23 protein-coding genes and 2 riboswitches are annotated in these 25,625 nt (G+C 62.0%); of the genes, 8 read left to right on the top strand and 15 right to left on the bottom strand.

Going from position 1 to position 25,625, the window contains the following annotated elements; genetic code table 11:
• Positions 1 to 133: 133 nt before the first annotated feature.
• Positions 134 to 1,456 (bottom strand): MFS transporter, encoded by a 1,323-nt coding sequence (locus ACQKP4_RS14380; protein WP_427634103.1) that lies wholly within the window; start codon positions 1,454 to 1,456, stop codon positions 134 to 136.
• Positions 1,457 to 1,651: 195 nt separating this feature from the next.
• On the opposite strand from ACQKP4_RS14380, the gene ACQKP4_RS14375 reads away from it, so the two are divergent.
• Positions 1,652 to 3,388, top strand: a complete 1,737-nt coding sequence (locus ACQKP4_RS14375; protein ID WP_427634102.1) for an IlvD/Edd family dehydratase — start codon at positions 1,652 to 1,654, stop codon at positions 3,386 to 3,388.
• 67 nt (positions 3,389 to 3,455) lie between these two features.
• On the opposite strand, the gene ACQKP4_RS14370 is transcribed toward ACQKP4_RS14375, so the two are convergent.
• From ACQKP4_RS14370 to ACQKP4_RS14335, 8 genes are all read right to left on the bottom strand, one after another.
• Positions 3,456 to 4,388: a sugar kinase gene (locus ACQKP4_RS14370; RefSeq protein WP_427634100.1), complete on the bottom strand. Its 933-nt coding sequence runs from the start codon at positions 4,386 to 4,388 to the stop codon at positions 3,456 to 3,458.
• Positions 4,389 to 4,534: 146 nt separating this feature from the next.
• Positions 4,535 to 5,752: an amino acid deaminase gene (locus ACQKP4_RS14365; RefSeq protein WP_427634099.1), complete on the bottom strand. Its 1,218-nt coding sequence runs from the start codon at positions 5,750 to 5,752 to the stop codon at positions 4,535 to 4,537.
• 39 nt (positions 5,753 to 5,791) lie between these two features.
• Entirely contained in the window at positions 5,792 to 6,556 is a 765-nt protein-coding gene (locus tag ACQKP4_RS14360; protein ID WP_427634097.1) for an IclR family transcriptional regulator, read from the bottom strand.
• A gap of 146 nt (positions 6,557 to 6,702) precedes the next feature.
• Positions 6,703 to 7,092 (bottom strand): RidA family protein, encoded by a 390-nt coding sequence (locus tag ACQKP4_RS14355; protein WP_223430213.1) that lies wholly within the window; start codon positions 7,090 to 7,092, stop codon positions 6,703 to 6,705.
• A 31-nt stretch (positions 7,093 to 7,123) separates the two neighbouring features.
• Positions 7,124 to 7,915 carry an amino acid ABC transporter ATP-binding protein gene (locus ACQKP4_RS14350; protein WP_427634095.1) on the bottom strand — a complete coding sequence of 264 codons (792 nt, stop codon included), beginning with the start codon at positions 7,913 to 7,915 and terminating at the stop codon, positions 7,124 to 7,126.
• Positions 7,912 to 8,574 carry an amino acid ABC transporter permease gene (locus ACQKP4_RS14345; RefSeq protein WP_427634093.1) on the bottom strand — a complete coding sequence of 221 codons (663 nt, stop codon included), beginning with the start codon at positions 8,572 to 8,574 and terminating at the stop codon, positions 7,912 to 7,914. The genes ACQKP4_RS14350 and ACQKP4_RS14345 overlap by 4 nt, the downstream gene beginning before the upstream one ends.
• 9 nt (positions 8,575 to 8,583) lie before the next feature.
• Entirely contained in the window at positions 8,584 to 9,246 is a 663-nt protein-coding gene (locus tag ACQKP4_RS14340) for an amino acid ABC transporter permease (RefSeq protein WP_427634092.1), read from the bottom strand.
• A 175-nt stretch (positions 9,247 to 9,421) separates the two neighbouring features.
• Complete coding sequence (locus tag ACQKP4_RS14335) at positions 9,422 to 10,270, bottom strand: transporter substrate-binding domain-containing protein (protein WP_427634091.1); 849 nt, start codon at positions 10,268 to 10,270, stop codon at positions 9,422 to 9,424.
• A gap of 345 nt (positions 10,271 to 10,615) precedes the next feature.
• Here ACQKP4_RS14335 and ACQKP4_RS14330 point away from each other — a divergent pair, with 345 nt between their 5' ends.
• Positions 10,616 to 11,065, top strand: coding sequence for a thioredoxin family protein (locus ACQKP4_RS14330; protein WP_427634089.1), 450 nt, complete (start codon positions 10,616 to 10,618; stop codon positions 11,063 to 11,065).
• A 76-nt stretch (positions 11,066 to 11,141) separates the two neighbouring features.
• Here ACQKP4_RS14330 and ACQKP4_RS14325 read toward each other — a convergent pair whose 3' ends face one another.
• Entirely contained in the window at positions 11,142 to 12,701 is a 1,560-nt protein-coding gene (locus tag ACQKP4_RS14325; protein WP_427634087.1) for a TerC family protein, read from the bottom strand.
• A 372-nt stretch (positions 12,702 to 13,073) separates the two neighbouring features.
• On the opposite strand from ACQKP4_RS14325, the gene ACQKP4_RS14320 reads away from it, so the two are divergent.
• The gene (locus ACQKP4_RS14320; RefSeq protein WP_427634086.1) at positions 13,074 to 13,331 is read left to right on the top strand and encodes a DUF2790 domain-containing protein; all 258 of its coding nucleotides are present in this window, start codon (positions 13,074 to 13,076) and stop codon (positions 13,329 to 13,331) included.
• Here ACQKP4_RS14320 and ACQKP4_RS14315 read toward each other — a convergent pair.
• Positions 13,328 to 13,732 (bottom strand): MerR family transcriptional regulator, encoded by a 405-nt coding sequence (locus tag ACQKP4_RS14315; protein ID WP_427634085.1) that lies wholly within the window; start codon positions 13,730 to 13,732, stop codon positions 13,328 to 13,330. The genes ACQKP4_RS14320 and ACQKP4_RS14315 overlap by 4 nt on opposite strands.
• Before the next feature lie 77 nt (positions 13,733 to 13,809).
• Between ACQKP4_RS14315 and ACQKP4_RS14310 the strand changes: the two genes are divergently transcribed.
• Both ACQKP4_RS14310 and poxB read left to right on the top strand, forming a co-directional pair.
• Entirely contained in the window at positions 13,810 to 15,033 is a 1,224-nt protein-coding gene (locus ACQKP4_RS14310; RefSeq protein ID WP_427634084.1) for an NADH:flavin oxidoreductase/NADH oxidase family protein, read from the top strand.
• Between the two features lie 83 nt (positions 15,034 to 15,116).
• Positions 15,117 to 16,841 (top strand): ubiquinone-dependent pyruvate dehydrogenase, encoded by a 1,725-nt coding sequence (gene poxB, locus ACQKP4_RS14305; RefSeq protein ID WP_427634082.1) that lies wholly within the window; start codon positions 15,117 to 15,119, stop codon positions 16,839 to 16,841.
• 116 nt (positions 16,842 to 16,957) lie between these two features.
• Here poxB and ACQKP4_RS14300 read toward each other — a convergent pair whose 3' ends face one another.
• The 4 genes from ACQKP4_RS14300 to cobW form a co-directional block, all read right to left on the bottom strand.
• Positions 16,958 to 17,620, bottom strand: coding sequence for a vWA domain-containing protein (locus tag ACQKP4_RS14300; RefSeq protein WP_427634141.1), 663 nt, complete (start codon positions 17,618 to 17,620; stop codon positions 16,958 to 16,960).
• A 2-nt stretch (positions 17,621 to 17,622) separates the two neighbouring features.
• The gene (locus tag ACQKP4_RS14295; RefSeq protein ID WP_427634081.1) at positions 17,623 to 18,624 is read right to left on the bottom strand and encodes an ATP-binding protein; all 1,002 of its coding nucleotides are present in this window, start codon (positions 18,622 to 18,624) and stop codon (positions 17,623 to 17,625) included.
• Positions 18,625 to 18,689: 65 nt separating this feature from the next.
• Positions 18,690 to 22,562, bottom strand: coding sequence for a cobaltochelatase subunit CobN (gene cobN / locus ACQKP4_RS14290; protein WP_427634079.1), 3,873 nt, complete (start codon positions 22,560 to 22,562; stop codon positions 18,690 to 18,692).
• A 3-nt stretch (positions 22,563 to 22,565) separates the two neighbouring features.
• A complete protein-coding gene (cobW, locus tag ACQKP4_RS14285) occupies positions 22,566 to 23,627 on the bottom strand; it encodes a cobalamin biosynthesis protein CobW (protein WP_427634078.1) in 1,062 nt (353 codons plus the stop codon).
• Positions 23,628 to 23,729: 102 nt separating this feature from the next.
• Positions 23,730 to 23,941, bottom strand: a riboswitch (cobalamin riboswitch).
• Positions 23,942 to 24,206: 265 nt separating this feature from the next.
• Positions 24,207 to 24,434: riboswitch (cobalamin riboswitch) on the top strand.
• Between the two features lie 120 nt (positions 24,435 to 24,554).
• Here cobW and ACQKP4_RS14280 point away from each other — a divergent pair.
• The 3 genes from ACQKP4_RS14280 to ACQKP4_RS14270 all read left to right on the top strand — a co-directional run.
• The gene (locus tag ACQKP4_RS14280) at positions 24,555 to 24,746 is read left to right on the top strand and encodes a CbtB domain-containing protein (RefSeq protein ID WP_427634076.1); all 192 of its coding nucleotides are present in this window, start codon (positions 24,555 to 24,557) and stop codon (positions 24,744 to 24,746) included.
• An 11-nt stretch (positions 24,747 to 24,757) separates the two neighbouring features.
• On the top strand, positions 24,758 to 25,465 hold the full coding sequence (locus ACQKP4_RS14275; RefSeq protein ID WP_427634075.1) for a CbtA family protein: 708 nt from the start codon (positions 24,758 to 24,760) through the stop codon (positions 25,463 to 25,465).
• The coding region (locus ACQKP4_RS14270; RefSeq protein WP_427634140.1) for a cobalamin biosynthesis protein at positions 25,462 to 25,625 on the top strand (164 nt) is incomplete at its 3' end. The genes ACQKP4_RS14275 and ACQKP4_RS14270, both read left to right, overlap by 4 nt.

Raw genomic sequence — 25,625 nt, 5'->3', positions numbered from 1 at the left:
AATCTTGAAAACGCTACGCAACCCACTGTGGGAGCGGGCTTGCTCGCGAAGGCGCCATCACATTCAACCTCTATGGCGACTGACACTCCGCCTTCGCGAGCAAGCCCGCGCCCACAGGGCGGCGGTGTGATGCTCAGGTGCGGGTTGCGCCTCTGGCGCTGGCGGCGAACTGGTCGGCGGGCAGCACGTGCTTGCGCTCCAGCAGACGGTAAACCACGCCGGTCAAGACCAGCCCGAACACCATCACCCCCGACAGGAAATACAACCCCGACGCCAGATTCCCGGTGTATTCCTTCAACGCCCCGATCACGAACGGACCGATGTAGCCGCCCAGGTTGCCCACCGAGTTGATCAACGCGATCCCCGCCGCCGCACTTGCGCCGGCAAAGAACCGACCGGGCAAGGTCCAGAACACCGCCGTGCAGGAAAACAGCGCGAACGCCACCAGGCACAACGCCGCCAATTGCAGAACCGGCACCGTCAGCCAGGCGCTGAGGAACAAGCCGATGGCGCCCAACACATAGAGCACCGCCAGGTGACCGTAGCGGTCGTTCAAGCGATCGGAACTGCGCGGAATAATCAGCAAGCCGATGATCCCGAAGATGTACGGCACCGCCGACACGAACCCGGTGGTCAGGTCGCTGCCGCCAAACTGTTTGATCAGCGTCGGCAACCACAGGCCCAACCCGTAGATGCTCAACGTCACCGGCAGGTAGAACAGCGCCAGCAACAACACCCGCTTGTCTTTCAGCGCATGCAGCGGGTTGCCGTGACGGGTCTGGCCGTATTCTTCGAGGTCTTTTTTCAGCTCGCCGGCCAGCCAGTCTTTCTCGGCCTGGTCCATCCACTTCACCTGTTGCGGGCCGTCGGGCAGGTAACGCAGCACCGGCCAGGTCAGCAGAATCGCCGGAGTGCCGATGACGATGAACAGCCACTGCCAGCCGTGCAGGCCCAGGGTGCCGTCCATCCCCAGCAGGCCGCCGGACACCGGGCCGGTGATCATCATCGCGATGGGTTGCGACAGGATGAACAACCCCAGGATCTTGCCGCGATGGCGAACCGGGAACCATTGGGTGATGTAGTAGAGAACGCCCGGGAAGAACCCGGCTTCGGCGGCGCCGAGCAAAAAGCGCATCACATAAAAGCTGTGCGGTCCCTGAACGAACGCCATGCCGATGGTGATGGCGCCCCAGGTGACCATGATTCGCGCAAACCAGCGTCGCGCGCCAAAGCGTTCGAGCATCAGGTTGCTGGGGATTTCCAACAGAAAGTAACCAATGAAGAACAGCCCGGCACCGAGGCCGTAAGCCGCATCGCCGATGCCGATGTCCGCGCCCATGTGCAGCTTGGCGAAGCCGACGGCGGAGCGATCCACATAGGCGATCAGGTACAGCAGGATCAGGAAGGGAATCAGTTTCAGCGTGATGCGACGAATCAGCCGCAGTTCCTGGCTCATGGGATCGGTCTCCGATTGTTGTTGTTATTAGAACCTCGGGGGACGCCTCTCGCTGAAAACTGCCAGGGTCATCCCTCCGTCGAAAATCGACTATATAGTATTACTAATTAGCCAACAACACTTCCAAACATGCGAATTTGCGCTTATGTTAGGCCAAAGCCTGAACAATATAGTCATACAATAAGAGAATCGATCATGTCTGATAAGAAACCCACCCTGCGCTCCGCCCAATGGTTTGGCACGGCCGACAAGAACGGCTTCATGTACCGCAGCTGGATGAAGAATCAGGGCATCGCCGACCACCAGTTCCATGGCAAGCCGATCATTGGCATCTGCAACACCTGGTCGGAACTGACCCCGTGCAACGCGCATTTCCGCCAGATCGCCGAACACGTCAAACGCGGGGTGATCGAGGCCGGTGGCTGGCCGGTGGAATTCCCGGTGTTCTCCAATGGCGAATCGAACCTGCGCCCCACCGCCATGTTCACTCGCAACCTGACGAGCATGGACGTCGAGGAAGCGATTCGCGGCAACCCGATTGACGGCGTGGTGCTGCTGACCGGTTGCGACAAAACCACCCCGGCGCTGCTGATGGGTGCCGCCAGTTGCGACGTCCCGGCCATCGTCGTCACCGGCGGGCCGATGCTCAACGGCAAGCACAAAGGTCAGGACATTGGCTCGGGCACCGTGGTCTGGCAGCTCAGCGAACAAGTCAAAGCCGGGACCATCACGATTGACGATTTCCTTGCCGCCGAGGGCGGCATGTCGCGCTCGGCCGGCACCTGCAACACCATGGGCACCGCCTCGACCATGGCCTGCATGGCCGAAGCGCTCGGCACCTCCCTGCCGCACAACGCAGCGATTCCCGCAGTGGATGCGCGCCGTTATGTGTTGGCGCACATGTCCGGCATGCGCGCGGTGGAGATGGTGCGCGAGGATTTGAAGTTGTCGAAAATCCTCACCAAAGAAGCCTTCGAAAACGCGATCCGCGTCAACGCCGCCATCGGTGGCTCGACCAACGCCGTGATCCACTTGAAAGCCATCGCCGGGCGCATCGGCGTGGACCTGGAACTGGACGACTGGACCCGCATCGGTCGCGGCATGCCGACCATCGTCGACTTGCAACCGTCCGGGCGCTTCCTGATGGAAGAGTTCTATTACGCCGGCGGCTTGCCCGCGGTATTGCGCCGCCTCGGCGAAGCCAATCTGATCCCGCACCCGAACGCCTTGACCGTCAACGGCAAAACCCTCGGCGAGAACACCAAGGACGCACCGATCTATGGCCAGGACGAAGTAATCCGCACCCTCGACAACCCGATCCGCGCCGACGGCGGCATCTGTGTCTTGCGCGGCAACCTGGCGCCACTCGGTGCGGTGCTCAAGCCGTCCGCCGCCACTGCTGAACTGATGCAACATCGTGGGCGCGCGGTGGTGTTCGAGAACTTCGACATGTACAAGGCGCGGATCAACGACCCGGAACTGGACGTCGATGCCAACTCGATCCTGGTGATGAAAAACTGCGGGCCGAAGGGTTATCCGGGCATGGCCGAAGTGGGCAACATGGGCTTGCCGGCCAAGCTGCTGGCGCAAGGTGTGACCGACATGGTGCGCATATCCGATGCGCGGATGAGCGGCACGGCGTACGGCACCGTGGTCCTGCACGTCGCGCCGGAAGCGGCGGCCGGCGGGCCGTTGGCGGTGGTGAAGGAAGGCGACTTCATCGAGCTTGATTGCGCCAGCGGACGTTTGCACCTGGACATTCCAGACGCCGAACTGGCGGCACGGATGGCAGATCTGCAACCCCCACAACAGATGATTCTGGGCGGCTATCGTCAGCTGTACATCGACCATGTCCTGCAAGCCGATCAGGGCTGTGACTTTGATTTCCTGGTGGGCTGCCGTGGGGCCGAAGTACCGCGCCACTCGCACTGACTGTTCGCCATCGATGCCCTGGCACGCCTGCTCGCGCACTCACTGCGCAGCAGGCGACCCCCATTGATCATCGGGGAATGAGTGCGCCCGGCAGCTGAATCACCCGGCTCGCCAACCGATGCCCGGCTTCGGCTGCCTCGGCCGGGTTGCCGCCCTTGAGCCGACTGGCCAGATACGCAGCACTGAACGAATCGCCCGCCGCTGTCGTGTCCACCACGCGCTCGACTGTCTGCGCCGCGACTTCAAACGACTCCTCGCCACACCGGATCAAACACGCCTCGGCACCACGCTTGAGCACCACCTCCGGCGTGCCGATCTGCGCGTAAGCCTCGAAGATCGCCTCGCAACCGGAAAAGTGGAACAGCGCTTGCTCGTCATCGACCGTCAGCAATGCCAGGTCCACGTGGGGCAAAACACTGCGATAGGCCGCGCGAGCTTCTTCGACGCTGGCCCACAACCGTGGCCGGTAGTTGTTGTCGAAAACGATTCGCGCATCGCGCTGACGGGCCTCGATCAGGGTTTGCAGTAACTTTTCCCGCCCCTGTACACCGAGCACCGCCAGGGTAATCCCGCTGAAATACAGCACGTCGTAATCGGGCAGCGCCGCGAGAATCGGCGCGGCGGCCGGTGTGGTGAAACAATCGCGGACGGCCGCTTCGTTGCGCCAATAGAGGAAACGGCGCTCGCCGGCCGCATCGGTCTGGATGCAATACAGGCCGGGCAAGCGACCGGGCAGGCGCTGGACCATGCCCAGCCCGATCTGTTCGCTGGCCCAACTCTGGCACATGGCGTCGCTGAAACTGTCGTCGCCCAAGGCGGTGACGTAATCGACGACGCCGCTCGTGCCCAGTTCCCGGGACAGGTAAACGGCCGTGTTCAGGGTGTCGCCGCCGAAGCTTTGTTGCAGGCTGCCGTCGGCGCGTTGCTGCAGTTCGATCATGCACTCGCCGATCAGGGCGATGCGTGGCGGGTTGGGGCCGAGGGTACTTAAGGTGTTCATTATTTATGCCGTCTCTGGTGGTGCGATGTTGGCTTTTCGGCCGCCTTCGTCGGAACGCCCCCGGAGCAAACCCGCTCCCACACTGGAATGCATTCTCCTTGTGGGAGCGTGGCTTGCCCGCGAAGGCCGCGCCTCGGTCTTGAGCCTTAAAAACAGGTGTCCATGGTTTCAATCACCTGCAACCGCTCATCCACCAGACACCCCGTGCGCCATTTGTCGAACGTCAGGCACGGGTGCGAAGTACCGAACGAAATGATGTCGCCCACCCGCAACTCCACCCCTGGCGCCACGGTCATGAACGCGTGCTGATCCATCACCGCCGTCACCTTGCAGGCGCTGACGTCATCCCCCGTCGCCGGCACCACGCCGGCCTGGTAACGCAGCAACGGCACCGGCAAACCGGCGTCGTACGCCACATCGCGCTTACCCAGGGCGATCACCGCAAACCCCGGTTCCGGCATCGATTGCACGTGGGCCCAGACTTCCAGTGCCGGGCGCAGGCCTTCGTGCAAATCGCTGCGACGGTCGAGCACGCAACATTGCGCTTCTTTGTAAATACCATGGTCGTGAGCCACGTAACTGCCGGGGCGCAACACGCTCAGGAAGCGCCCGCCCGCGTTCTGGGCTTCGAAGGATTCGGCGATCAAGTCATACCAGGCCGAGCCCGACGCGGTGATGATCGGCTTGGGAATCGCAAATGCACCGCTGTCCTGCAACTGCACCGCCAAACGCACCAATGACGCGGCGAATTCGCGAATGCCCGTCACCGCGTGGTCGCCGTGGATCACGCCCTCATAGCCTTCGATGCCGGTCAACGCCAACGCCGGTTGCGCACCGATGGCCTTGGCCAGCGCCACCACTTCGGCTTCCGAACGGCATCCGCAACGACCGCCGACCACGCCGTACTCGATCATCACGTTCAGGCGCACACCGCGCGAGGCGAAATAGGCGCCGAGCGCCGCCACGTTGTCCGGGTGATCGACCATGCAATGGAAGTCGAAGGTCGGGTCTGCCAGCAGGTCGGCGATCAGCGCCATGTTCGGCGTGCCGACCAGTTGGTTGGCCATCAGCACCCGACGCACGCCATGGGCATACGCGGCGCGGGTTTGAGTGGCGCTGGCCAGGGTGATGCCCCAGGCGCCCGCCTCCAGTTGGCGGCGAAACAACGCCGGGGTCATGCTGGTTTTGCCATGGGGCGCGAGTTCGGCGCCGCTGTTGCTGACGAACGTCTGCATCCAGCGAATGTTGTGCTCCAGCGCTTCGCGGTGCAGTACCAGCGCCGGCAGGCTGACGTCGCGGACCAGATGGGCGCCGGTCTGGGCAAAGCCTTTTTCCACGGCGGCAGTATTGGGGGCAGAAGACATGGTCGAACTCCTCATATTCGCGGCCGCAGGCAGCCGCTGTTATTCGTTGATACGCCGGGCCAGGCTGTTGGCGCTGTCGATCAGCACCCGGCGATAGTCGTTGTAATTGTTCTTCGCATCGGCCCGTGGGGCGACGATGCACAAGGTCGCAATGGCGATGCCGCTCGGGTCTTTGACCGGGGCGGCAAAACAATGGGTGAAGGTGTCGGCGACACTGTCGAAGGAGAAAAAGCCATCGATGCCGGCCTGACGGATTTCCTTGAGAAATTGCTCCAGCGGCAGGCGTTCGCCGTTAGGCAAGATGAAGTCGTCGTCATCGATCAAGTCGACGATTTCCTGGTCGCTCAAGTGCGCCAGCAACAGGCGCCCGGACGCCGTCCAGGCAATCGAAGCGTTCTCGCCAATGTCGGAAGAAATGCGGAAATGCCGCTCGCCCTCTTTCATCAGCGCCACGGTGTATTTACGCCCGTTGAGCAGGCACATCTGGGCGGTTTCGTGGGTCTGGCTGACGATCTCCTGCAAGGCGTGATCGGCCTCGCGGGTCAGGTCGAAATGGCGCAAATGCGCCTGCCCGAGGAAGTACAGCTGACGGCCGAGGTAGACATGACCGTCCTTGCCCACGGGTTCCAGAATGCGTCGCTCCAGCAGGGAGGCGACCAGTTCATAGATCGTCGATTTCGGACTGTCGATACCGCTGGCGATTTCGTTCGGACGCAGCGGTTTACCGACTTCCTTGAGGAAATCGAGGATATCGAACGCCCGGTCCAGACCGCGAGCCCGGCGCTTGATGGTGTCTTCGGTCATGTCATTGGTTCCCAAAAAAGTGCCGGGAGTTTAACCAGAGTGCAGCGTCGACCGTTAGGCCGCTATCGCGGGCAAGTCACGCTGCCACAGTTGAAAGGCATTGCGCTGTGGGAGCGGGCTTGCTCGCGAAGCAGTCACCGCAAATCTCAGGCCTTTTTCTTGTAGGCGATGCAGTCGATCTCGACCTTGCAGTCGACCATCATGTTCGCCTGCACGCAGGCCCGCGCCGGAGCGTGTTCGGGCTTGAAGTACTCGGAGAAGACCTTGTTGAAACTGGTGAAGTCCCGTGGATCCTCCAACCACACGCCAGCACGCACCACATCTTCCAGGCCATAACCGGCCTCCTGCAGAATCGCGATCAGATTCTTCATGGTCTGGTGGGTCTGTTCGACGATGCCGCCAGTAATGATCTCGCCATCCAGCGCCGGCACCTGCCCGGAAACGTGCAGCCAGCCATCGGCTTCAACGGCTCGGGCGAAAGGGCGAGGCTGACCGCCAGCGGCGGTGCTGCCGGTGCCGTAACGAGTAATGCTCATGAGTGTTTCTCCTGTTTGAAATGTGAAAGGTCTAAAACCGCGTGCTCTTCAGAAATTCAGCCAGACGCGGTGATTGCGGGCGTTCGAACAGCTCCTTGGGTGGCCCCTGCTCTTCGATTCGCCCCTGATTCATGAAAACGATCTTGTCCGAGACTTCGAATGCAAAACGCATTTCGTGGGTGACCAGCAGCATGGTCATGCCTTCATCGGCCAGGCCCTTGATCACGTTCAGCACTTCACCGACCAGTTCCGGGTCGAGCGCCGAGGTCACTTCGTCGAACAGCATCAGGCTCGGGTTCATCGCAATCGCCCGGGCTATCGCCACGCGCTGCTGCTGACCGCCGGACAACTGACCGGGAAAGTGGTCGCGCCGCTCCAGCAGGCCGACCCGTTCCAGCCATTTCTCGGCCAGCGCAACGGCCTCGTCCTTGTGCAGTTTTTTCACCTTGAGCAAGCCCAACGTGACGTTCTGCAACGCCGTGAGGTGCGGAAACAGGTTGAATTGCTGGAACGCCATGCCGGTCATTGCCCGGTGCCGGGCGATGACTTTTTCGGGATGCCGGACGCGCTTGCCGTTGACCTCGTCATAGCCGATGGATTCGCCGTCGAGCACGATCTGCCCGCCCTGGAATTCCTCGAGCATGTTCACGCAGCGCAGCAGCGTGGTCTTGCCCGAGCCGCTGGAGCCGATCAGTGTCACGACGTTACCGCGCTGCATCGTCAGGTCGACGCCCTTGAGCACTTCAAGCTTGCCGTATTGTTTGTGCAGGCCGCGAATGTCCAGCAGGGCCTGGCCGTTTTGAGTCGTAGTCGGTTGAGTCATGGCAAAGCCACCCGCTTTTCAATGTGCCGGCCGAGTAATTCGATGGCGTAGTTGATGACGAAAAACAGAAATCCGGCGAACAGGTAAAACTCCAGGGTCATGAACGTCCGGGCGATGATCTGCTGCGTGCTGAGCAGCAACTCGGCCACACCGATCACCGACAACAGCGTCGAAGCCTTGACGATCTCGGTCGACGAATTGACCCATGTCGGCAAAATCTGCCGCAGGGCCTGAGGCAACAACACGTAGCCGAGCGCCTGATAAAACGTCAGGCCAATCGCCTTGCTCGCTTCCATCTGACCACTGGGCAGTGCCTGCAACGCACCGCGCACTATCTCGGCCACGTGCGAGCCGCAAAACAGCGTCAGCCCCAGCGCACCGGCCTGAAACGCACTGATCTGCCAGCCCAGCGCCGGCGCCATGTAGAAGCAGGCCAGCACCAACACAAACACCGGCGTGCCGCGAATGATGTCGACGTAAAACCGGAACGGCGCACGCATCCAGACTGTGCCGTACGTCAGCACCAGACCGGTGACAATCCCGAGCATCGTGCCCAGCAGAATCGCCAGCGCCGAGACCTGCACGCTGGTCAAAAAGCCCTGCCACAACACGTCGCGGGCAACCCATAACTCATGCAGCCAACTGGGTGATTCGTACATGGTGGCCTCCTATCGGCGGATCGCCAGACGCTGCTCGAGGTAACGCAGCATCATGGCAATGAGGTAACAGGCCGCAACATAGAGCGCTGTGGTCACCATCCAGGTCTCAATCACCCGGTAGCTCTCGACATTGATCTTGCGCGCGTAATAGGTCAGTTCCGGCACCGCAATCGCGGCTGCCAGCGAAGTGTCCTTGAACAGCGAAATGAAGTTGTTCGACAAGGCTGGCAGCACATTGCGCAGCATCACCGGCACGGTGACGTAGGCCTTGACCTGCCATTCGCCCAGCCCGATGGCCAACCCGGCTTCACGCTGGCCCTTGGGAATGCTCAGCAAGCCGCCACGGAACACTTCGGTCAGATACGCCCCGGCGTACAGCGACAGCGTGATGATGAACGACGGGATCTTGTCCAGGCGGATGCCGAGGCTCGGCAGGGCGAAGTAGATCAACAGGATCAACACCAGAATCGGCGTATTGCGGATCACCGTCACATACACCGACGCCAACACCCGCAATGCACGGTGCTTGGAGAGCAAAGCAAACGCCATCATCAGGCCGATCACGCAACCGATGGCGATCGACAACAGCGCCAGCTCAAGACCCAGGCCGAGCCCCGCCAGCAAACTGGGGAAGTCGCGCCACACGGCGGCAAAGTTCAACTGATAGTTCATGGTCAGCAGGTCCTTGAACGGGGCGACCGCAAATCGCCCCGCTCTTCGTTCAGCAATTGGAAACGTCGCGAGCGAAGAAAAGACAAGGCGAAAACAGGCGAGAAAGCGCAGTTGACGTCAGTCAATGAGTATTTCGAGCCTGTTTTCAACGCAGTATTTTCGAGCGCAGCAGTTTTCATTTGAATTCGACGGGGAAACCGATGGCCGGGGTCGGCAGATCGACACCAAACCACTGCTTGAACGACGCCGCGTAGGTCGGGAATTCAACGCCGGTCATGGCTTCATGCAGCACGGTGTTGACGAAGTTCAGCCAATCCTGATCGCCACGCTTGACGGCGCAGGCGTAGGTTTGCGGGCTCCAGGCGTAAGCCGGGCTGCGGTAGCGACCCGGGTTCTGCACCATCAGGTACTTGACCGACGACTGATCGGTAGCGGCGGCATCGGCACGGCCGGAATTCACGGCCTGGTACATCAAATCAACGCTGTCGTACTGGTCGACCTTGGCCTTGGGCAGCGCTTGATGCACCAGCTCCTCGGCGTACACGTTTTGCAGCACCGCCACCGTCACGCTGTCGCCGGCGGCTTGCAGGTCTTCGATTTCCTTGTACTTACTGTTGTTCGGCAGCAACAGGCCGACGCCTTCGCGGTAGTACGGCAGCGTGAACGCCACTTGCTGCGCACGGCTGGCGGTCACGGTGATGAACTGGCAACTGATATCGACCTTGTCCGTCAGCAGGTTGGGAATCCGCGCGTCGGACGACTGCACCACGTACTCGACCTTGCTCGGGTCGTTGAACAAACCCTTGGCAATCATGTGCCCGATATCAATATCAAAGCCCTGCAACTTGCCATCCGCGCCCTGGAAGTGCCACGGCGCATTGGTGCTGCCGGTGCCCATAATCAATTTCCCACGGGCCAGCACGCTGTCGAGCTTGCTATCCGCCGCCTGGGCCACACCCATGGCAGCAGCAGTCGCTGCGAGAACAAAAACACACGCTTTAAACAAGGAAGGTCGGCGATGCATGGCAAGCACTCCAGGGTAATGTTTATTCCGCTATACCGGACATTGGTATGTAACAACGGAATAGACAGCAGAAAGTGTGCCACAGGTTGTGCGGGGAATGCTCGGGAGATTGAAAATCGATGCGAAACAATGAGATGCGAAAAACAGCGATCCGACTGTTACCAAAGGCACCGTACGGGGACCGCTACCGTTGGCTACAACGGGCGGGTACTTGCACCACAATGGCGGGCCGACGATCCACAATGAAGCAATCCGCCACCTGTAATTTCTGACAGTAGACCTACCCCGAGCGCCTCCTTTACCGTCTACGAACACTCGACGGTCGTTGTGAAAAAGGAGATTTCAATGCGCTCGACTACACGCCAGGCCGAACTGGCCCCGGTTTATCGCAAGGCCCTGAAAACCTGGCGGCCGGTGATTCTGTATTTCGGCAATCAGCACTGTTACGCCTGCGAAATGGCCGGCCCGATCTTTCGGCAGATCGCCGAGCGTTATCGTCATCACGCGGACGTCTACATGTTGAACACCAGCGAGTCGCCGCAGCACCCGAACGTCACGGGCACGCCGACGGTGCTGTTCTATAAGGATGGGAAGTTGCGCAAGCAGCTGAAGGGCATCGGCACTGAGCAAACCCTTGAGGAAGATTTCACCCGGCACATTGGCAAGGTCAAACCCAAGTGCACGCCGCGCAAGCCCCACCATGATTTGATGTGGCTGCGTCAAACCCTGCGCGAGCTGTGCACCGTCGCTCGGGCGCGTCAGGCGGGCCGGCTTGAGTTGGCTGGCGTCTGTTAGACAGCTTTCGCGAGCAAGCCCGCTCCCTCAGTTGGAACGCAGACGCTCGCGAACGGGCCTTCAGCTCAATGAAAAATCATCCCGCGAGGCGCACCAGCAACACCCGCACCACCCGCCGCTCTTCCACCGCCATGACCGTCATCCGCCAGCCTTGCCATTCCAGGCTGTCGCCCTTCATCGGCAATCGATCTAGCAGACTCACCACCAACCCGGCCATTGTCTGGTAGTCCTCGGTCGGTTCAGCGGCGAATCCGGTGCGCTGGCGAACCCGCGTCAGGTTCAACGCGCCACTGACCACGAATCCGCCCTGCTCTTCGACCACGTCCGGGCCTTCGATTTCGCTGGCATCGGGCAGCTCGCCGGCAATCGATTCAAGAATGTCGGTCATGGTCAGCACACCGACGAAGTCGCCGAATTCATTGACCACGAACGCGATGTGCGTCGAGGCTTGGCGCATCTGCTCCAGCGCATTCAGGATCGAATAGCTATCGAGCAAGTTGATGGTCTTGCGCGCCAACTGCTCCAGGTCCGGCTCATTGCCGGCCAGGTATTCCTTCAGCAGTTCCTTTTTGTGCACGAAGCCCAACGGCTCATCGACGGCGCCGTCACGAATCAACGGCAGGCGCGAGTAGGACGAATGCATCAAGCGTGTACGAATAGTTTCCGCATCGTCGGTCAAATCGATGTGATCGACGTCGGCACGTACCGTCATCAGCGTGCGAATCGGCCGCTCGGCCAGTTGCAACACGCCGCTGATCATTACCCGTTCACGACGGTCGAACAGTTCCTCGCTCGGCGCTTCGCCGTTGTCGAGCATATCGGCAATTTCCTCACCGACTTCCTCCACCGCCAACTGGCGTCCGCCCAGCAAACGCAGCACCGCGTGGGCGGTGCGCTCGCGCATCGGCCGCACGCCCTGCATGGATTTCTTGCGACGAGCCCGGGCGATCTGGTTGAACACTTCGATCAGGATTGAAAAACCGATGGCCGCATACAGATAGCCTTTGGGAATGTGGAAACCCAGGCCTTCGGCGGTCAGCGCGAAGCCGATCATCATCAAAAAGCCCAGGCACAGCATGATCACCGTCGGGTGTGCGTTGACGAAGCGAGTCAGCGGCTTGCTGGCGACGATCATCAGGCCGATGGAAATGATCACCGCGATCATCATGATCGCCAACTCATCGACCATACCCACGGCGGTAATCACCGCGTCCAGGGAAAACACCGCATCCAGCACCACGATCTGCGCGACGATTGGCCAGAACATCGCATACGCGGCGTTGGTCGAGCGCTGACCGACATGGCCTTCCAGCCGCTCGTGCAATTCCATCGTGGCTTTGAACAGCAGGAACACGCCGCCGAACAGCATGATCAAGTCTCGGCCGGAGAAACTCTTGTCGAATACCTCGAACAGCGGCTGCGTCAGGGTCACCAGCCACGAAATACTCGCCAGCAGGCCCAGGCGCATGATCAGCGCCAGCGACAGACCGATGAGCCGCGCCCGGTCACGCTGCTCGGGCGGCAATTTGTCCGCGAGGATCGCGATAAACACCAGGTTGTCGATGCCGAGCACCAGCTCCAGCACGATCAACGTCAATAAGCCCAGCCAGGCGGTGGGGTCAGCTATCCATTCCATAAAAACGTCTCGATCTCTTCAGTGAATTCAGAATGCCAGACACGGCAAAGCGCGGCGCAGAGGCCGTTGGGTTGCAATGACAAGGGAGTTTGAATGGCGAAAGGCCGGATGTTTCAGGTGCTTCAAGGTTGCGCGAATGCGCGAGATGAAGGGATAACCGGGAGGCTCCAAAAGGGTGTTCATGCAAATCCTGAGGGAAAAAAGGACTTGGATCTTACAGGAAGTGCAGATAATTCCCACAACCGGAAATCATTACAGAATCTGTAACGCAGCCACTTCGCAGAACATTTTTGAGCGGCAAGGGAATAAACATTGACGGGGCTCGTCGTACTACCACTGAAATCGTTCAGTAGCCACTGCGAGAAGCCCATCATGAAACGCATTCTGTCTGCCCTGTTCCTGATCACCCTGAGTGGTGCCGCCGCCGCGTCCAATGTCAATAATTCCGGGATGCCAACGATCGAGGACTACACCTACTCGACGCCGCTGAACATCGCGAAGGTGGTCAACGTGACCGGCGGCGATTACTGCGGCATCGGCCAGCGCGAGATGACGTATGTCGACACCATGGGCATCACCCATGTGCTGCGCTACGAAGCCTTTGGCGATGCCTGCAACAATCAGAACTAATGCTGAAACGACGCCAACACCCGTTCGGCATTCGCATCGCAGGCCATGCCGTCGGGCCGCGCCTGGATGTTTTCAATCAACCCCAGCAACTGCCCCTTGCTTTGCGCCAGGTGCAGTTGCATCGCCTCGATCTGCCCGACCTTGCGTTCAAGGCTGGCCAGCAATTCATCGTGCTTGAACTCACCGGTCGCGGTGTCGGGTAACAACCGCTTGAGTTCGTCCAGCGTGAAGCCGGCCTGCTGCGCGCACTGGATGATCTTCAGGGTTTGCAGCACCTGGGGCGGATAACGCCGGTAGCCGTTCGCCAGCCGCTCCACTTGATGGATCAAGCCCTGAGCCTCGTAAAAGCGGATACGCGATGCGTTCAACCCACTCAACTGCGCCAATTCACCAATTTTCATTGCGGCCTCATTTGCCTGCTTGACATTAAAGTTAACTTTAAGCTTAGCCTCTGCCCTTCACTGATGAGGAGTCAAGCATGTCGCCCTTCCAAGCGTTGAATTTGCCCAACGGCCAGACAATCGGCAATCGCATTGCCAAAGCCGCGATGGAAGAGAACCTGGCCGACACCGGACAAGCGCCGTCCGCGGCCTTGTTGCGCCTGTATACCGCCTGGGCCGAGGGCGGAGCCGGGCTGTTGCTGACCGGCAACGTGATGATCGACCGCCGCGCCATGACGGGGCCTGGCGGTGTAGTGCTGGAAGACGCGCGCGACATTCAGCGGTTCCGTCAGTGGGCCGACATTGGCAAGACCGGCGGCGCGCAGTTCTGGATGCAACTGAATCACCCAGGCCGCCAGACCATGGCCAACCTGGGTCAGCAAGCGTGGGCGCCGTCGGCAGTGGCGCTGGACCTGGGGTCGTTCTCAAAGATGTTCGCCGAACCAAAACCGATGTCCGACGACGACATCGCCGAGGTCATCACCCGTTTCGCGACCAGCGCGGCCCTCGCCGAACAGGCCGGTTTCACCGGGGTGCAGATTCATGCGGCGCACGGTTACTTGCTCAGTCAGTTTCTGTCGCCATTGACCAACCGCCGCACCGACCGCTGGGGCGGCTCGCTGGAGAACCGCGCGCGCCTGCTGCTGGAAGTGGTCGCCGCCGTGCGCAAGGCCGTATCGCCGCAATTTTGCGTGGCAGTAAAACTCAATTCCGCCGACTTCCAGCGCGGCGGTTTCGACGCTGACGACGCACGGCAAGTGATCCAGTGGCTCAACGACCAGCAGATTGACTTGCTCGAACTCTCCGGCGGCAGCTACGAAGCTCCGGCCATGCAAGGTGAAGCCCGTGACGGCCGAACCCTGGCACGGGAAGCGTATTTCCTGGAGATGGCCGGCGAACTGGCCAGCGTGGCGCGCATGCCGGTGATGGTTACCGGCGGGATTCGACGCCTGGCCATCGTCGAACAAGTGCTCGACAGCGGCATTGCCATGGCCGGGATCGGCACCGCAATGGCGCTCGAACCGCAACTGGCCAAACACTGGCGCGAAGGCCGCAACAGTCATCCACAATTGCCGCCGATCCAGTGGAAGCGCAAACCGCTGGCCGCCCTGGCAAACATGGCAGTGGTCAAATTCCAGTTGCAGCGCCTCAGCCGTGGCCGCAAACCCCGGCCCGACGTCTGGGCGGTCTGGGCGTTGCTGCTCGACCGTGTGTACATCGGCCGCCGCACGCGTCAGTACCGTCAGGCAATGGGCAAGTAATTTGACATCGGGGTGAGTCATCGTCGTCGTTGGGTTATCTTCTTCTAACTTTAAGGATTACTCATCGATCACTGGAGCACCCCATGGCGAAAATCACCATTGCCCAGCAACTGGCAACCACCCTTGAACAGGCCGGCGTCAAACGCATCTGGGGCCTGACCGGCGACAGCCTCAACGGCCTGACCGAGGCGCTGCGCACCATGGACAGCATCGAGTGGATGCATGTGCGCCACGAGGAAGTGGCCGCCTTCGCCGCCGGTGCCGAGGCCGCGGTGACCGGTGAGTTGGCGGTGTGCGCCGGCAGTTGCGGGCCGGGCAATCTGCATTTGATCAACGGACTGTTCGATTGCCACAAGAACCATGTGCCGGTGCTGGCCATTGCGGCGCAGATTCCGTCCTCGGAAGTCGGCCTCAATTACTTTCAGGAAACCCACCCGCAGGAACTGTTCAAGGAGTGCAGCCACTTTGTCGAACTGGTGAGCAACCCGGCGCAGATGCCGCAGGTGCTGCACCGGGCAATGCGCAGTGCGATCCTCAACCGTGGCGTCGCGGTGATCGTCATCCCCGGTGACGTGGCGTTGCAGGAAGTTGAAAACCACCTCAAACCCTGGCCGGCCCTTTCACAACCACGCACCCTGCCCGCACCGCAGGACCTGGATCGGCTGGTCGAACTGCTGGGCCAGAGCAAAGCCGTGACGCTGATGTGCGGCGCCGGTTGCGCGGGCGTCCACGATCAAGTGGTGGCGCTGGCCGATGCCCTCGGCGCACCGGTGGTGCATGCGTTGCGCGGCAAGGAACACGTGGAGTGGGACAATCCGTTTGACGTCGGCATGACCGGGCTCATCGGTTTCAGCTCGGGTTACCACGCGATGCTCAATTGCGACACGCTGGTGATGCTCGGCACTGATTTCCCCTATCGCCAGTTCTACCCCACCAACGCGACGATCATCCAGATCGACCACGACCCGCAAGCGCTCGGCCGGCGCACCACACTGGACCTGGGCATCGCCGCCGATGTCGGTGAAACGCTCGCCGCGTTGCTGCCGCGCCTGCCGTACCGTGGCGACCGGAGCTTTCTCGAGGCGTCGCTCAAGCATTACGAGAAAGCCCGCCAGGGTCTGGATGAGCTGGCTCAACCTTCAGCGCCGGGGCGACCGATTCATCCGCAATACCTCACGCGCCTGCTCAGCGAACTGGCCGACGATGACGCGATCTTCACCGCCGACGTCGGCACGCCCACGGTATGGGCCGCGCGCTACCTGAAAATGAACGGCAAACGTCGACTGCTTGGCTCGTTCAACCACGGCTCGATGGCCAACGCCATGCCCCAGGCCATCGGCGCTCAAGCGGCGTTTCCCGGCCGGCAGGTGATCTCGCTGTCCGGCGACGGTGGCTTCAGCATGTTGATGGGGGATTTCATCTCGCTGGCGCAGTTGAAATTGCCGGTGAAAATCATCGTCTACGACAATGCCTCACTGGGCTTCGTCGCCATGGAAATGAAATCCAGCGGCTTGCTGAATACCGGCACCGACCTGCACAACCCGGACTTTGCGGCGATGGCCAACGCCATGGGCGTTCTCGGGATTCGAGTCGAGGCGTCCGACGACCTGGAGCCGGCCTTGCGCCGGGCTCTGGCACACGACGGGCCGGTGCTGGTGGATGTGGTGACGGCCACTCAGGAACTGGCGATGCCGCCGACCATCAAGCTGCAACAGGCCAAGGGTTTCAGTTTGTACATGCTCAAAGCGGTGATGAGCGGGCGTGGAGATGAGGTGATCGAGTTGGCGCGGACTAACTGGTTGCGCTAAAGACCGAGTCGCGCCCTTCGCGAGCAAGCCCGCTCCCACATTGAAGCTGCAGCGTTCGCAGATCCATTGTGGGAGCGGGCTTGCTCGCGAAGAGGCCCTGAGCGGCAACACCACGCTCAGCCTGAAACCAGCTCATCAATGTGCCGATACTCAGCCTTTAATTCAGCGGCAAGCTGCTTCGCCCTCCCCAACCGAATCGGCCCGCGCTCGATATCGATCAACAGGCCCGGACACTCAAGCGCCGGCAGCGTCGACCACTCTTTCACTCGCCCATCCGTCACCAGCAACACGCGGTGCTGTTCCGCCGCAAAGCGCTTGCGCCGAGTCGTCAACCAGCGCCCCGCTTCACTCAGTGCCGCGAGCAGTGGCGTGCCGCCACCGGCGCCGAGGTCATCGAGCCAGTGGCGTAAGCCCTTCGAGGCCTTCAGCCCTTGTACCTGCCAGGTCGGCGCGAGACCGCTGGCAGTCAGCAACGCCAGCCGCGCTCGCTGGCGATAGGCGTCGTCGAACATTTGCGCGAGCAAACCCTTGGCATCGCTCAAGGCCTGGTAACGCCGAGTCGACGCCGAAGCGTCGACGATCACTAGCCACAGTTCATGGGGCGAACGGGTGCGCAGATGAAACAGCAGGTCTTGGCGCTGACGCGGGCGCCCCTCCAGCAAAGTGCCGGGCCAGTTGATCGAGCCACTGCGCGCGGCATGGCGCTTGCCTTGTTGGCCATTGTCCAGCCGTCCGGCGCGGGCTTTGGCATTCGCCCCCGCGTCAGATCGAGGGCGAATGCCTAGGGCTTTTTTGGCCAGCTCGGCACTTCACGTCGAGCGCCGACCGGCAGCGCCTGAGCAGGCATTTCACCCCACTGGCCTTGACCGTCGTCGGGGTTGGAGTTGGCGCTGGAAGGTGCCTGATGCCGGGCTTGCGGTGGAGGCGGCGTCTGTTCGCGGCGCCGATGGCGCAAGGCGAATTCAGCGACCGCGTCGATGTCGTCTTCGGCAATGGCGCTCGCTCCGCGCCATGCCGCGTGCGCACGCGCCGCCCGCAACCAGACCAAATCGGCGCGCAAGCCATCGACGCCGGCCGCAAAACAACGTTCGGTAATCTGTGCCAGTGCGTCGTCGTCGAGCGCAATGCTCGCCAGCAGGCCGCGCGCCTTCTCACACCGTGAGCGCAGCGCCTGTTGCGCCGGTTCCCAATGTGCACAGAAGCCTTGCGGGTCGCTGTCGAAATCCAGTCGACGCCGAATGATCTGCCCGCGCTCGCTCGGTACGGTGTGGCCGCTGAGGGCGACGTTCAGACCGAAACGGTCGAGCAGTTGCGGCCGCAATTCGCCCTCTTCCGGATTCATCGTGCCGATCAGCACAAACTTCGCCGAATGACGATGGGAAATGCCGTCGCGCTCGATTAGGTTGGTGCCGCTGGCGGCGACGTCGAGCAACAGGTCGACGAGGTGATCGGGCAGCAAATTGACTTCATCGACGTACAGCACGCCGCCGTCAGCCTTGGCCAAAACGCCGGGGGAAAACTGCGCCCGGCCTTCGCTCAGGGCGGCGTCGAGATCGAGGGTGCCGATCAGGCGTTCTTCAGTGGCGCCCAGCGGCAAAGTGACGAATTGACCGCTGGCGATCAGGTCGGCGAGACCTCGGGCCAGGGTCGATTTGGCCATGCCGCGCGGGCCTTCGATCAGCACGCCGCCGATCTTCGGGTCGATGGCCGTGAGGCACAGCGCGAGCTTCAGGTCATCGGCGCCGACCACGGCGCAGAGCGGAAAATGCGGGGTGTCGGTCATCGTAAATACTCAGTCATGGTCGGTGATCCATCCGCAGCACCTTCATCCCTGTGGGAGCGGGCGCATTAGCTGTCTTCTTCTATATCCAGCAACAGATTTTCCAGCGCCTCGCGGTATTCGCCCGGCTCTTTCCACAGCCCTCGCTGCTGGGCTTCGAGCATCCGCTCGGTCATGTCGCGCAAGGCATGGGGGTTGTGTTCGCGCACAAAATCCCGGGTTGCCGGGTCCAGCAAATACGCGTCCGCCAGCAACGCGTACTGGTGATCGTCAATCAATTGCGTGGTGGCGTCGAAGGCGAACAGATTATCGACCGTCGCTGCCAGCTCAAACGCACCTTTATAGCCATGACGCTTCACCCCGTCGATCCACTTCGGGTTCGCTGCCCGCGAGCGGATCACCCGATTCAGCTCTTCCTTCAGGGTGCGGATCTTCGGCAGGTCCGGTTGACTGTGATCGCCATGGTAGCTGGCCGCCGTTTCACCGCTGAGGCTTTCCACGGCGGCGAGCATGCCGCCCTGGAACTGGTAATAGTCGTTGGAATCGAGCAAGTCATGCTCGCGGTTGTCCTGGTTTTGCAGCACCGCTTGCACCTGGCTCAAACGCTGGGCGAACTGTTCGCGGGCGGCGGTGCCTTCGTCGGACCCGCCGTAAGCGTAGCCACCCCAATTCAGATAGACCTCGGCCAAATCGTCGCGGCTTTGCCACAAACGACCGTCGATGGCACCCTGCACGCCCGCGCCGTAAGCACCGGGTTTGGCGCCGAAGATGCGCCAGCCTGCCTGACGCCTCGCCGCGTCCTCAGCCAGACCCGACTGCATCAACGCTTCCCGCTCGGCGCGTACTTTGGCGGCCAGCGGGTTGAGGTCGTCCGGCTCGTCCAGCGCGGCGACCGCTTGCACGGCGGCGTCGAACAGCCGGATCAGGTTGGCGAAGGCATCTCGGAAGAACCCGGAGACACGCAAGGTCACGTCCACGCGCGGACGGTCGAGCACGCTTAGCGGCAGAATCTCAAAGTCGTCGACGCGCTGGCTGCCGGTGGCCCAGACCGGACGCACGCCCATCAGCGCCATGGCCTGCGCGATGTCATCGCCGCCGGTGCGCATGGTCGCCGTGCCCCAGACCGACAACCCGAGCTGGCGCAAATGATCGCCATGGTCTTGCAGGTGCCGCTCAAGAATCAGGTTGGCCGACTGGAAACCGATGCGCCACGCCGTGGTGGTCGGCAGGTTGCGCACGTCCACCGAATAGAAATTGCGCCCGGTCGGCAGCACGTCCAGACGACCGCGACTGGGCGCGCCGCTCGGACCGGCCGGGACGAAACGACCGTTGAGGGCATCGAGCAAACCGCGCATTTCGGCGGGGCCGCAGGCGTCCAGGCGTGGGGCGACGACTTCGCGAAGGCCGTCGATGATCGCCTTCACATCGGCCCAACTGGTGCCCTGTGGGAGCGGGATTTTGTGCTGGGGGGGCTTGCCCATTTTGGGTCGCGTAGCGGCATCAACAGATGGAACTGCTGCGCAGTTCAACGGGGGCAAGCCCCCTCGCCACAGGGGATCGCTGTTACAGGTCTGGGTGATCAGTTGCGCGGCGAACAGTTCCAGGCGCTCGCGGGTATCGCCTGCCGTGCGCCAGGCTTCGGCGCTGATCGATTGCAGCTCATCGGGACGCACACCGGTCCACGGCTGCGCCAACGCGCAATCGAGCGGATCGAACCCCAGCTCGAACGCCTTGGCCAACGCCCTCAGCAGGCTCGATTGCGCACCGCGCCCGTCGCCACGGGGAATACGCAACAGCGCCAGCAACGTATCGATGCGTAAGCGCCCGGCCGGCGACTCGCCGAAAATATGCAAACCGTCGCGAATCTGCGATTCCTTCAAATCGCACAAGTAGGTGTCCAGGCGCGGCAACCAGATCGCCGCATCGGCATCGCTGTCGAGTTTCTCGTCCAGCTGCAGTTCGCGATCAATGTGCGTCTCGCGCACCAGTTGCAGGATGTCGCGTTGCAACTCCCGGGCGCGACGCGGGTCGAGCAGTTGCGCTTCGTAATATTCGTCGGCCAACAGCTCAAGGTTGCGCAGCGGCCCATAAGTTTCGGCACGGGTCAGCGGCGGCATCAGGTGATCGATGATCACTGCCTGGGTGCGGCGCTTGGCCTGGGCGCCCTCGCCCGGGTCGTTGACGATAAACGGATAGATATTCGGCAGCGGCCCGAGCAGCGCGTCCGGCCAGCAGCTCTCGGACAGCCCGACGCCTTTGCCCGGCAGCCATTCGAGATTGCCGTGCTTGCCGACGTGGATCACGCCGTGGGCGCCGTAGGTGTTGCGCAGCCAGAAGTAAAACGCCAGGTAGCCGTGCGGCGGCACCAGGTCCGGGTCGTGATACACCGCGCTCGGATCGACCTGATAACCGCGCGCCGGTTGAATGCCGACGAAGGTCAGGCCCAGGCGCAGGCCGGCGATCATCATTCGTCCGCCACGGAACATCGGATCCTGCTCTGGCGATCCCCAGCGCTCAAGAACCGCTTGGCGATTGGCTTCGGGCAGTGCGTCGAACATCAGCAGGTAAGCGTCCAGCGCCAGGCTCTGCATGCACGGGCGTTGGTCGAGGGTGTCGAGGTCGTTGCTGACGCCGCCGAGCAATTGCTGGATCAACGCCGTGCCGCTGTCGGGCAGTTCGGCCGGCAGCGGATAACCTTCGGCATGCAACGCACGCAGGATATTCAGTGCCGCCGCCGGCGTGTCGAGACCGACGCCGTTGCCGATACGCCCATCGCGCGTCGGGTAATTGGCCAGGATCAGTGCGATGCGTTTTTCGCTGTTCGGCACGCGCGCCAGGTCGATCCAGCGCCGCGCCAGTTCGGCGACAAAATCCATGCGTTCCGGTTGCGCGCGATAACACACCACGTCCGACTGACTGCGCTCACTGCGCCACGCCAGATCCTTGAAACTGATCGGTCGGCTGATGATTCGTCCGTCCAGCTCCGGCAGCGCAATGTGCATCGCCAGATCACGGGGACCGAGGCCTTGTTCGCTGGCACGCCAGCCGGGTTCATTGTCTTGGGCACAGATCGCTTGAATCACCGGGACATTGCGCCGAAACGGCCGCAGGTGCGGCGCTTCGGGGCTCGACTGGGCGAAACCGGTGGTGTTGAGAATCACCCCGGCCTCGACTTCATCCAGCAAATCCTCGACCACCGTCAGGCAGCCGGGCTCCTTCAGGCTGGCCAGCGCAATTGGCAAGGGGTTCAGCCCGGCCGCCTGCAAGCGCTGGCAGAAAACATCGATAAACCCAGTATTGGCCGCCTGCAAATGCGAGCGGTAAAACAGCACAGCCGCGACGGGTTGATCGGCGAGCCAGTCGGCTTGCCAATCCTTCAGTTCAGCGGGGCTTTTTTGCGGGTGGTAAATCGCCGTGCGCGGCAAGGTGCGCGGCTCGTCCCAGGCGTAATCGCGACCCAGCCAGCGGTTGGCCAGACAGCGGAAAAACTCCAGCGCGTTGTTCATGCCGCCCTGCCGCAAAAACTGCCAGAGCCGGTCGCGGTCCTCGGCCACCACGGTACTCAGGTCGCTGAGTTCCGGGTCCGGACGATCATCGCCGGGCACCAGAATCAGCTGCACACCCTGCTCGGACAACTGCACCAGACGCTCGACGCCGTAACGCCAATAGCCGATGCCACCGTGCAGCGAGATCAAAATCAGCTTGGCGTGGCGCAGCACTTCGTCGACGTACAAATCGACCGAGGCGTGATTCTGCACCTGCATCGGGTTGGCCAGGCGCACGCTCGGGTAATCGTCGGGCAGTTGCTGCGCCGCTTCGGCGAGCAGCGCCAGGCTTGAGTCGCCGCTGCACAGGATCACCAGCTCGGCGGGGGTTTGTCCCAGGTCGGCGATGTTGTCATCCGACACGAAACCGCCGGGCTGGGTCCTGAGCAGGTGCATGGGTCAGACGCTGAGCGCGGCGCGCAATTGCGCTTCGAGTTGCGTGGCGTCGAGTTCCTGGCCGATCAGCACCAGACGCGTGGTGCGCGCTTCGTCGGCGCCCCACTGGCGGTCGAAATGCTTGTCGAAACGCGTGCCCACGCCCTGAATCAGCAGCCGCATCGGCTTTCTCGGAATCGCCGCGAAACCTTTCACTCGCAGAATGCCGTGCTTGACCACCAGTTGCGTCAGCGCCTCCATCAGCAGGCTTTCGTCGGCTTGCGGCAGTTCGATGGAGATGGAATCGAAGGCATCGTGGTCGTGATCATCCTCGCCTTCATGGTGGTGATCGTGGTGGCTGTGACGGCTGTCGATATGTTCCTCGGAGCCGGCGCCAAGGCCGATCAGCACGTCCAGCGGCACGCGACCGCTGCTGGCTTCGATGACTTTGACCGCCGGCGGCAGCTCTTCGGCGACTTCGAGGCGCACGCGAGCCAGGTCTTCAGGGCTGATCAGGTCGGATTTGTTGAGGATGACCAGGTCGGCGCTGGCCAGTTGGTCGGCGAACAACTCGTGCAGCGGCGATTCGTGGTCCAGGTTCGGGTCGAGTTTACGCTGGGCGTCGACCTGCTCGGGGAACGCGGCGAAGGTGCCGGCAGCGACCGCCGGGCTGTCGACCACGGTGATCACCGCGTCAACCGTGCAGGCGCTGCGGATTTCCGGCCACTGGAAGGCTTGCACCAACGGTTTCGGCAGGGCCAGGCCCGAGGTTTCGATGAGGATGTGGTCGAGGTCGCCGCGACGGGCCACCAGTTCGCGCATCACCGGGAAGAATTCTTCCTGAACGGTGCAGCACAGGCAGCCGTTGGCTAATTCGTAGACACGGCCGTTGGCTTCTTCTTCAGTGCAGCCGATCGAGCATTGCTTGAGGATTTCGCCGTCGATGCCCAGCTCGCCAAACTCGTTGACGATCACCGCGATGCGGCGGCCCTGCGCGTTGTCGAGCATGTGGCGCAGCAGCGTGGTTTTGCCCGAGCCGAGGAAGCCGGTAACGATGGTGACGGGGAGTTTGGCCAGTGTTTTCATCGGATGCCCTTTGGCAAGGTGGCGGGCATACGGGACGACAACCGCTGCGGCACAGGCGTGCGCGCGGAAGCATTCGCCACCGGATCACCCCGCCCGGTTGTAGTGAGAATCTGTGTCGAGGCAGGTCTCCTGGCTGACGGTGTGCCGGTCGCTAGACTGGCGTTTGCTGCGCCTTCCCGCGAGCCTGTCGGACAGGTTGGCAGTGGCGTGGCAGCGAACATCACCGTTCACAGTTGCGGGGGCAGCCGCGGCATCGACCGCGTTCCCTTCTTAGCTTCGGCACATGCCGAAGAACCTCGAATGCGCAAGGCTACGCATCGCGCTGGGGCGGGTCAATGTCTTGCGCTTGTCTGTGGCTAGGTGCTTGCCCGCGTTCGGCTCTGTGGCGAGGGGGCTTGCCCCCGTTCGGCGGCGAAGCCGTCGTCATCCATGCGCATACGGTCTGACTGCAGAAACCGCGGCGTCTGGTGTTGGGGTCGCTTCGCAACCCGACGGGGGCAAGCCCCCTCGCCACAGGATATCCCTTGCCTTGGAGTTGAGAACCCTTGCCAATTGACGCCAAACCCCGGGCCATGCTCTCCTACACGCCTTGTTACGGGTGCCCTTCACAGGGTGAAACGGGAAACCGGTGAATCATGTGCTTTACTCAAGGCCATGTCAGTCCGGTGCTGCCCCCGCAACGGTAAGCGAGCGAAGCATCAAAACCACTGTGCCAGCAGTTCGGCATGGGAAGGTGATGCTTGCAGGTCCAGGCGCCAGCCTTGACCCCTCGTGAGCCCGGAGACCGGCCCGCAACACACGGTGATCATTAGGGTCACTGAATAACAAACCCGCGGTGGGCGGGCGCTGTTAGCACTTCTGCGCGCCCGATTCGCAGAAGTCCTGCATGCGCTCTATTCACCCGCTGACAGACCAGAGGGATGCGCCATGTCGATCATCAGCAGCACCGGCCACACAACTGCAAGTAGCACCACGACCCTGACTCAACGCCTGACCGCCGCCGTGTGTGCGTCGATCCTTGGCGCGTGCCTGGTGTATTTCGCCGGTTTCTCGCACATCGAAGCGGTACACAACGCCGCGCACGATACCCGTCACAGTTCCGCGTTCCCGTGCCATTGAGACCTGCCGACATGATCAAGCGTATTGCGCAAACCGCAGGTTTCACCGGGCTGCTGGCCGCCCTGTTGCTGACCCTGCTGCAAAGTTTCTGGGTGGCCCCGTTGATTTTGCAGGCTGAGACCTACGAAAAATCCGAACCCGCAGCCGTTCAAGTCCACGAACACGACGCCAGCGCCATGGCCGGCCACACCCACGACGCCGAAGCCTGGGAACCGGAAGACGGCTGGCAGCGCGTGCTGTCGACCACCGGCGGCAACCTGGTGGTTGCTGTCGGTTTCGCCCTGATGCTCGCCGGCCTCTACACCTTGCGCGCACCGAGCAAAACCTCTCAAGGCCTGCTCTGGGGCCTGGCCGGTTACGCGACCTTCGTGCTGGCGCCGACCCTCGGCCTGCCGCCTGAATTGCCGGGCACTGCCGCCGCCGATCTGGCGCAACGGCAAATCTGGTGGATCGGTACGGCCGCTTCCACTGCGGTCGGTATCGCGCTGATTGTCTTCAGCCGTCACTGGCTGATGAAAGTCCTCGGCGTGGCGATTCTGGCGGTGCCGCACATCATCGGCGCACCACAACCGGAAGTGCATTCAATGCTCGCGCCGGAGGCTTTGGAAGCTCAGTTCAAAATCGCTTCGCAGCTGACCAACGTTGCGTTCTGGCTGGCCCTGGGCCTGATCAGCGCCTGGTTGTTCCGCCGCAAAAGCGATGGCCAATACCACGCATGACCGATGACAGCACAGCGCCGACCCTGGTGGTCGGCCTGGGCTGCCAGCGCGGCTGCCCCGTCGGCACGCTGCGGGCGTTGCTCGATCAGGCATTACAGGCGCATCACATTGAATTGCAGGCGATCAAGGCCTTGGCCAGCATCGATCTGAAACGCGATGA

Origin of the sequence: Pseudomonas sp. NPDC086278 (assembly GCF_050280905.1) — a bacterium.
In the GTDB taxonomy this organism is placed as follows: Bacteria; Pseudomonadota; Gammaproteobacteria; order Pseudomonadales; family Pseudomonadaceae; genus Aquipseudomonas.
The sequence above is the reverse complement of the archived record's forward strand: the minus strand, read 5'-3'. Positions and strand labels throughout refer to the sequence as shown.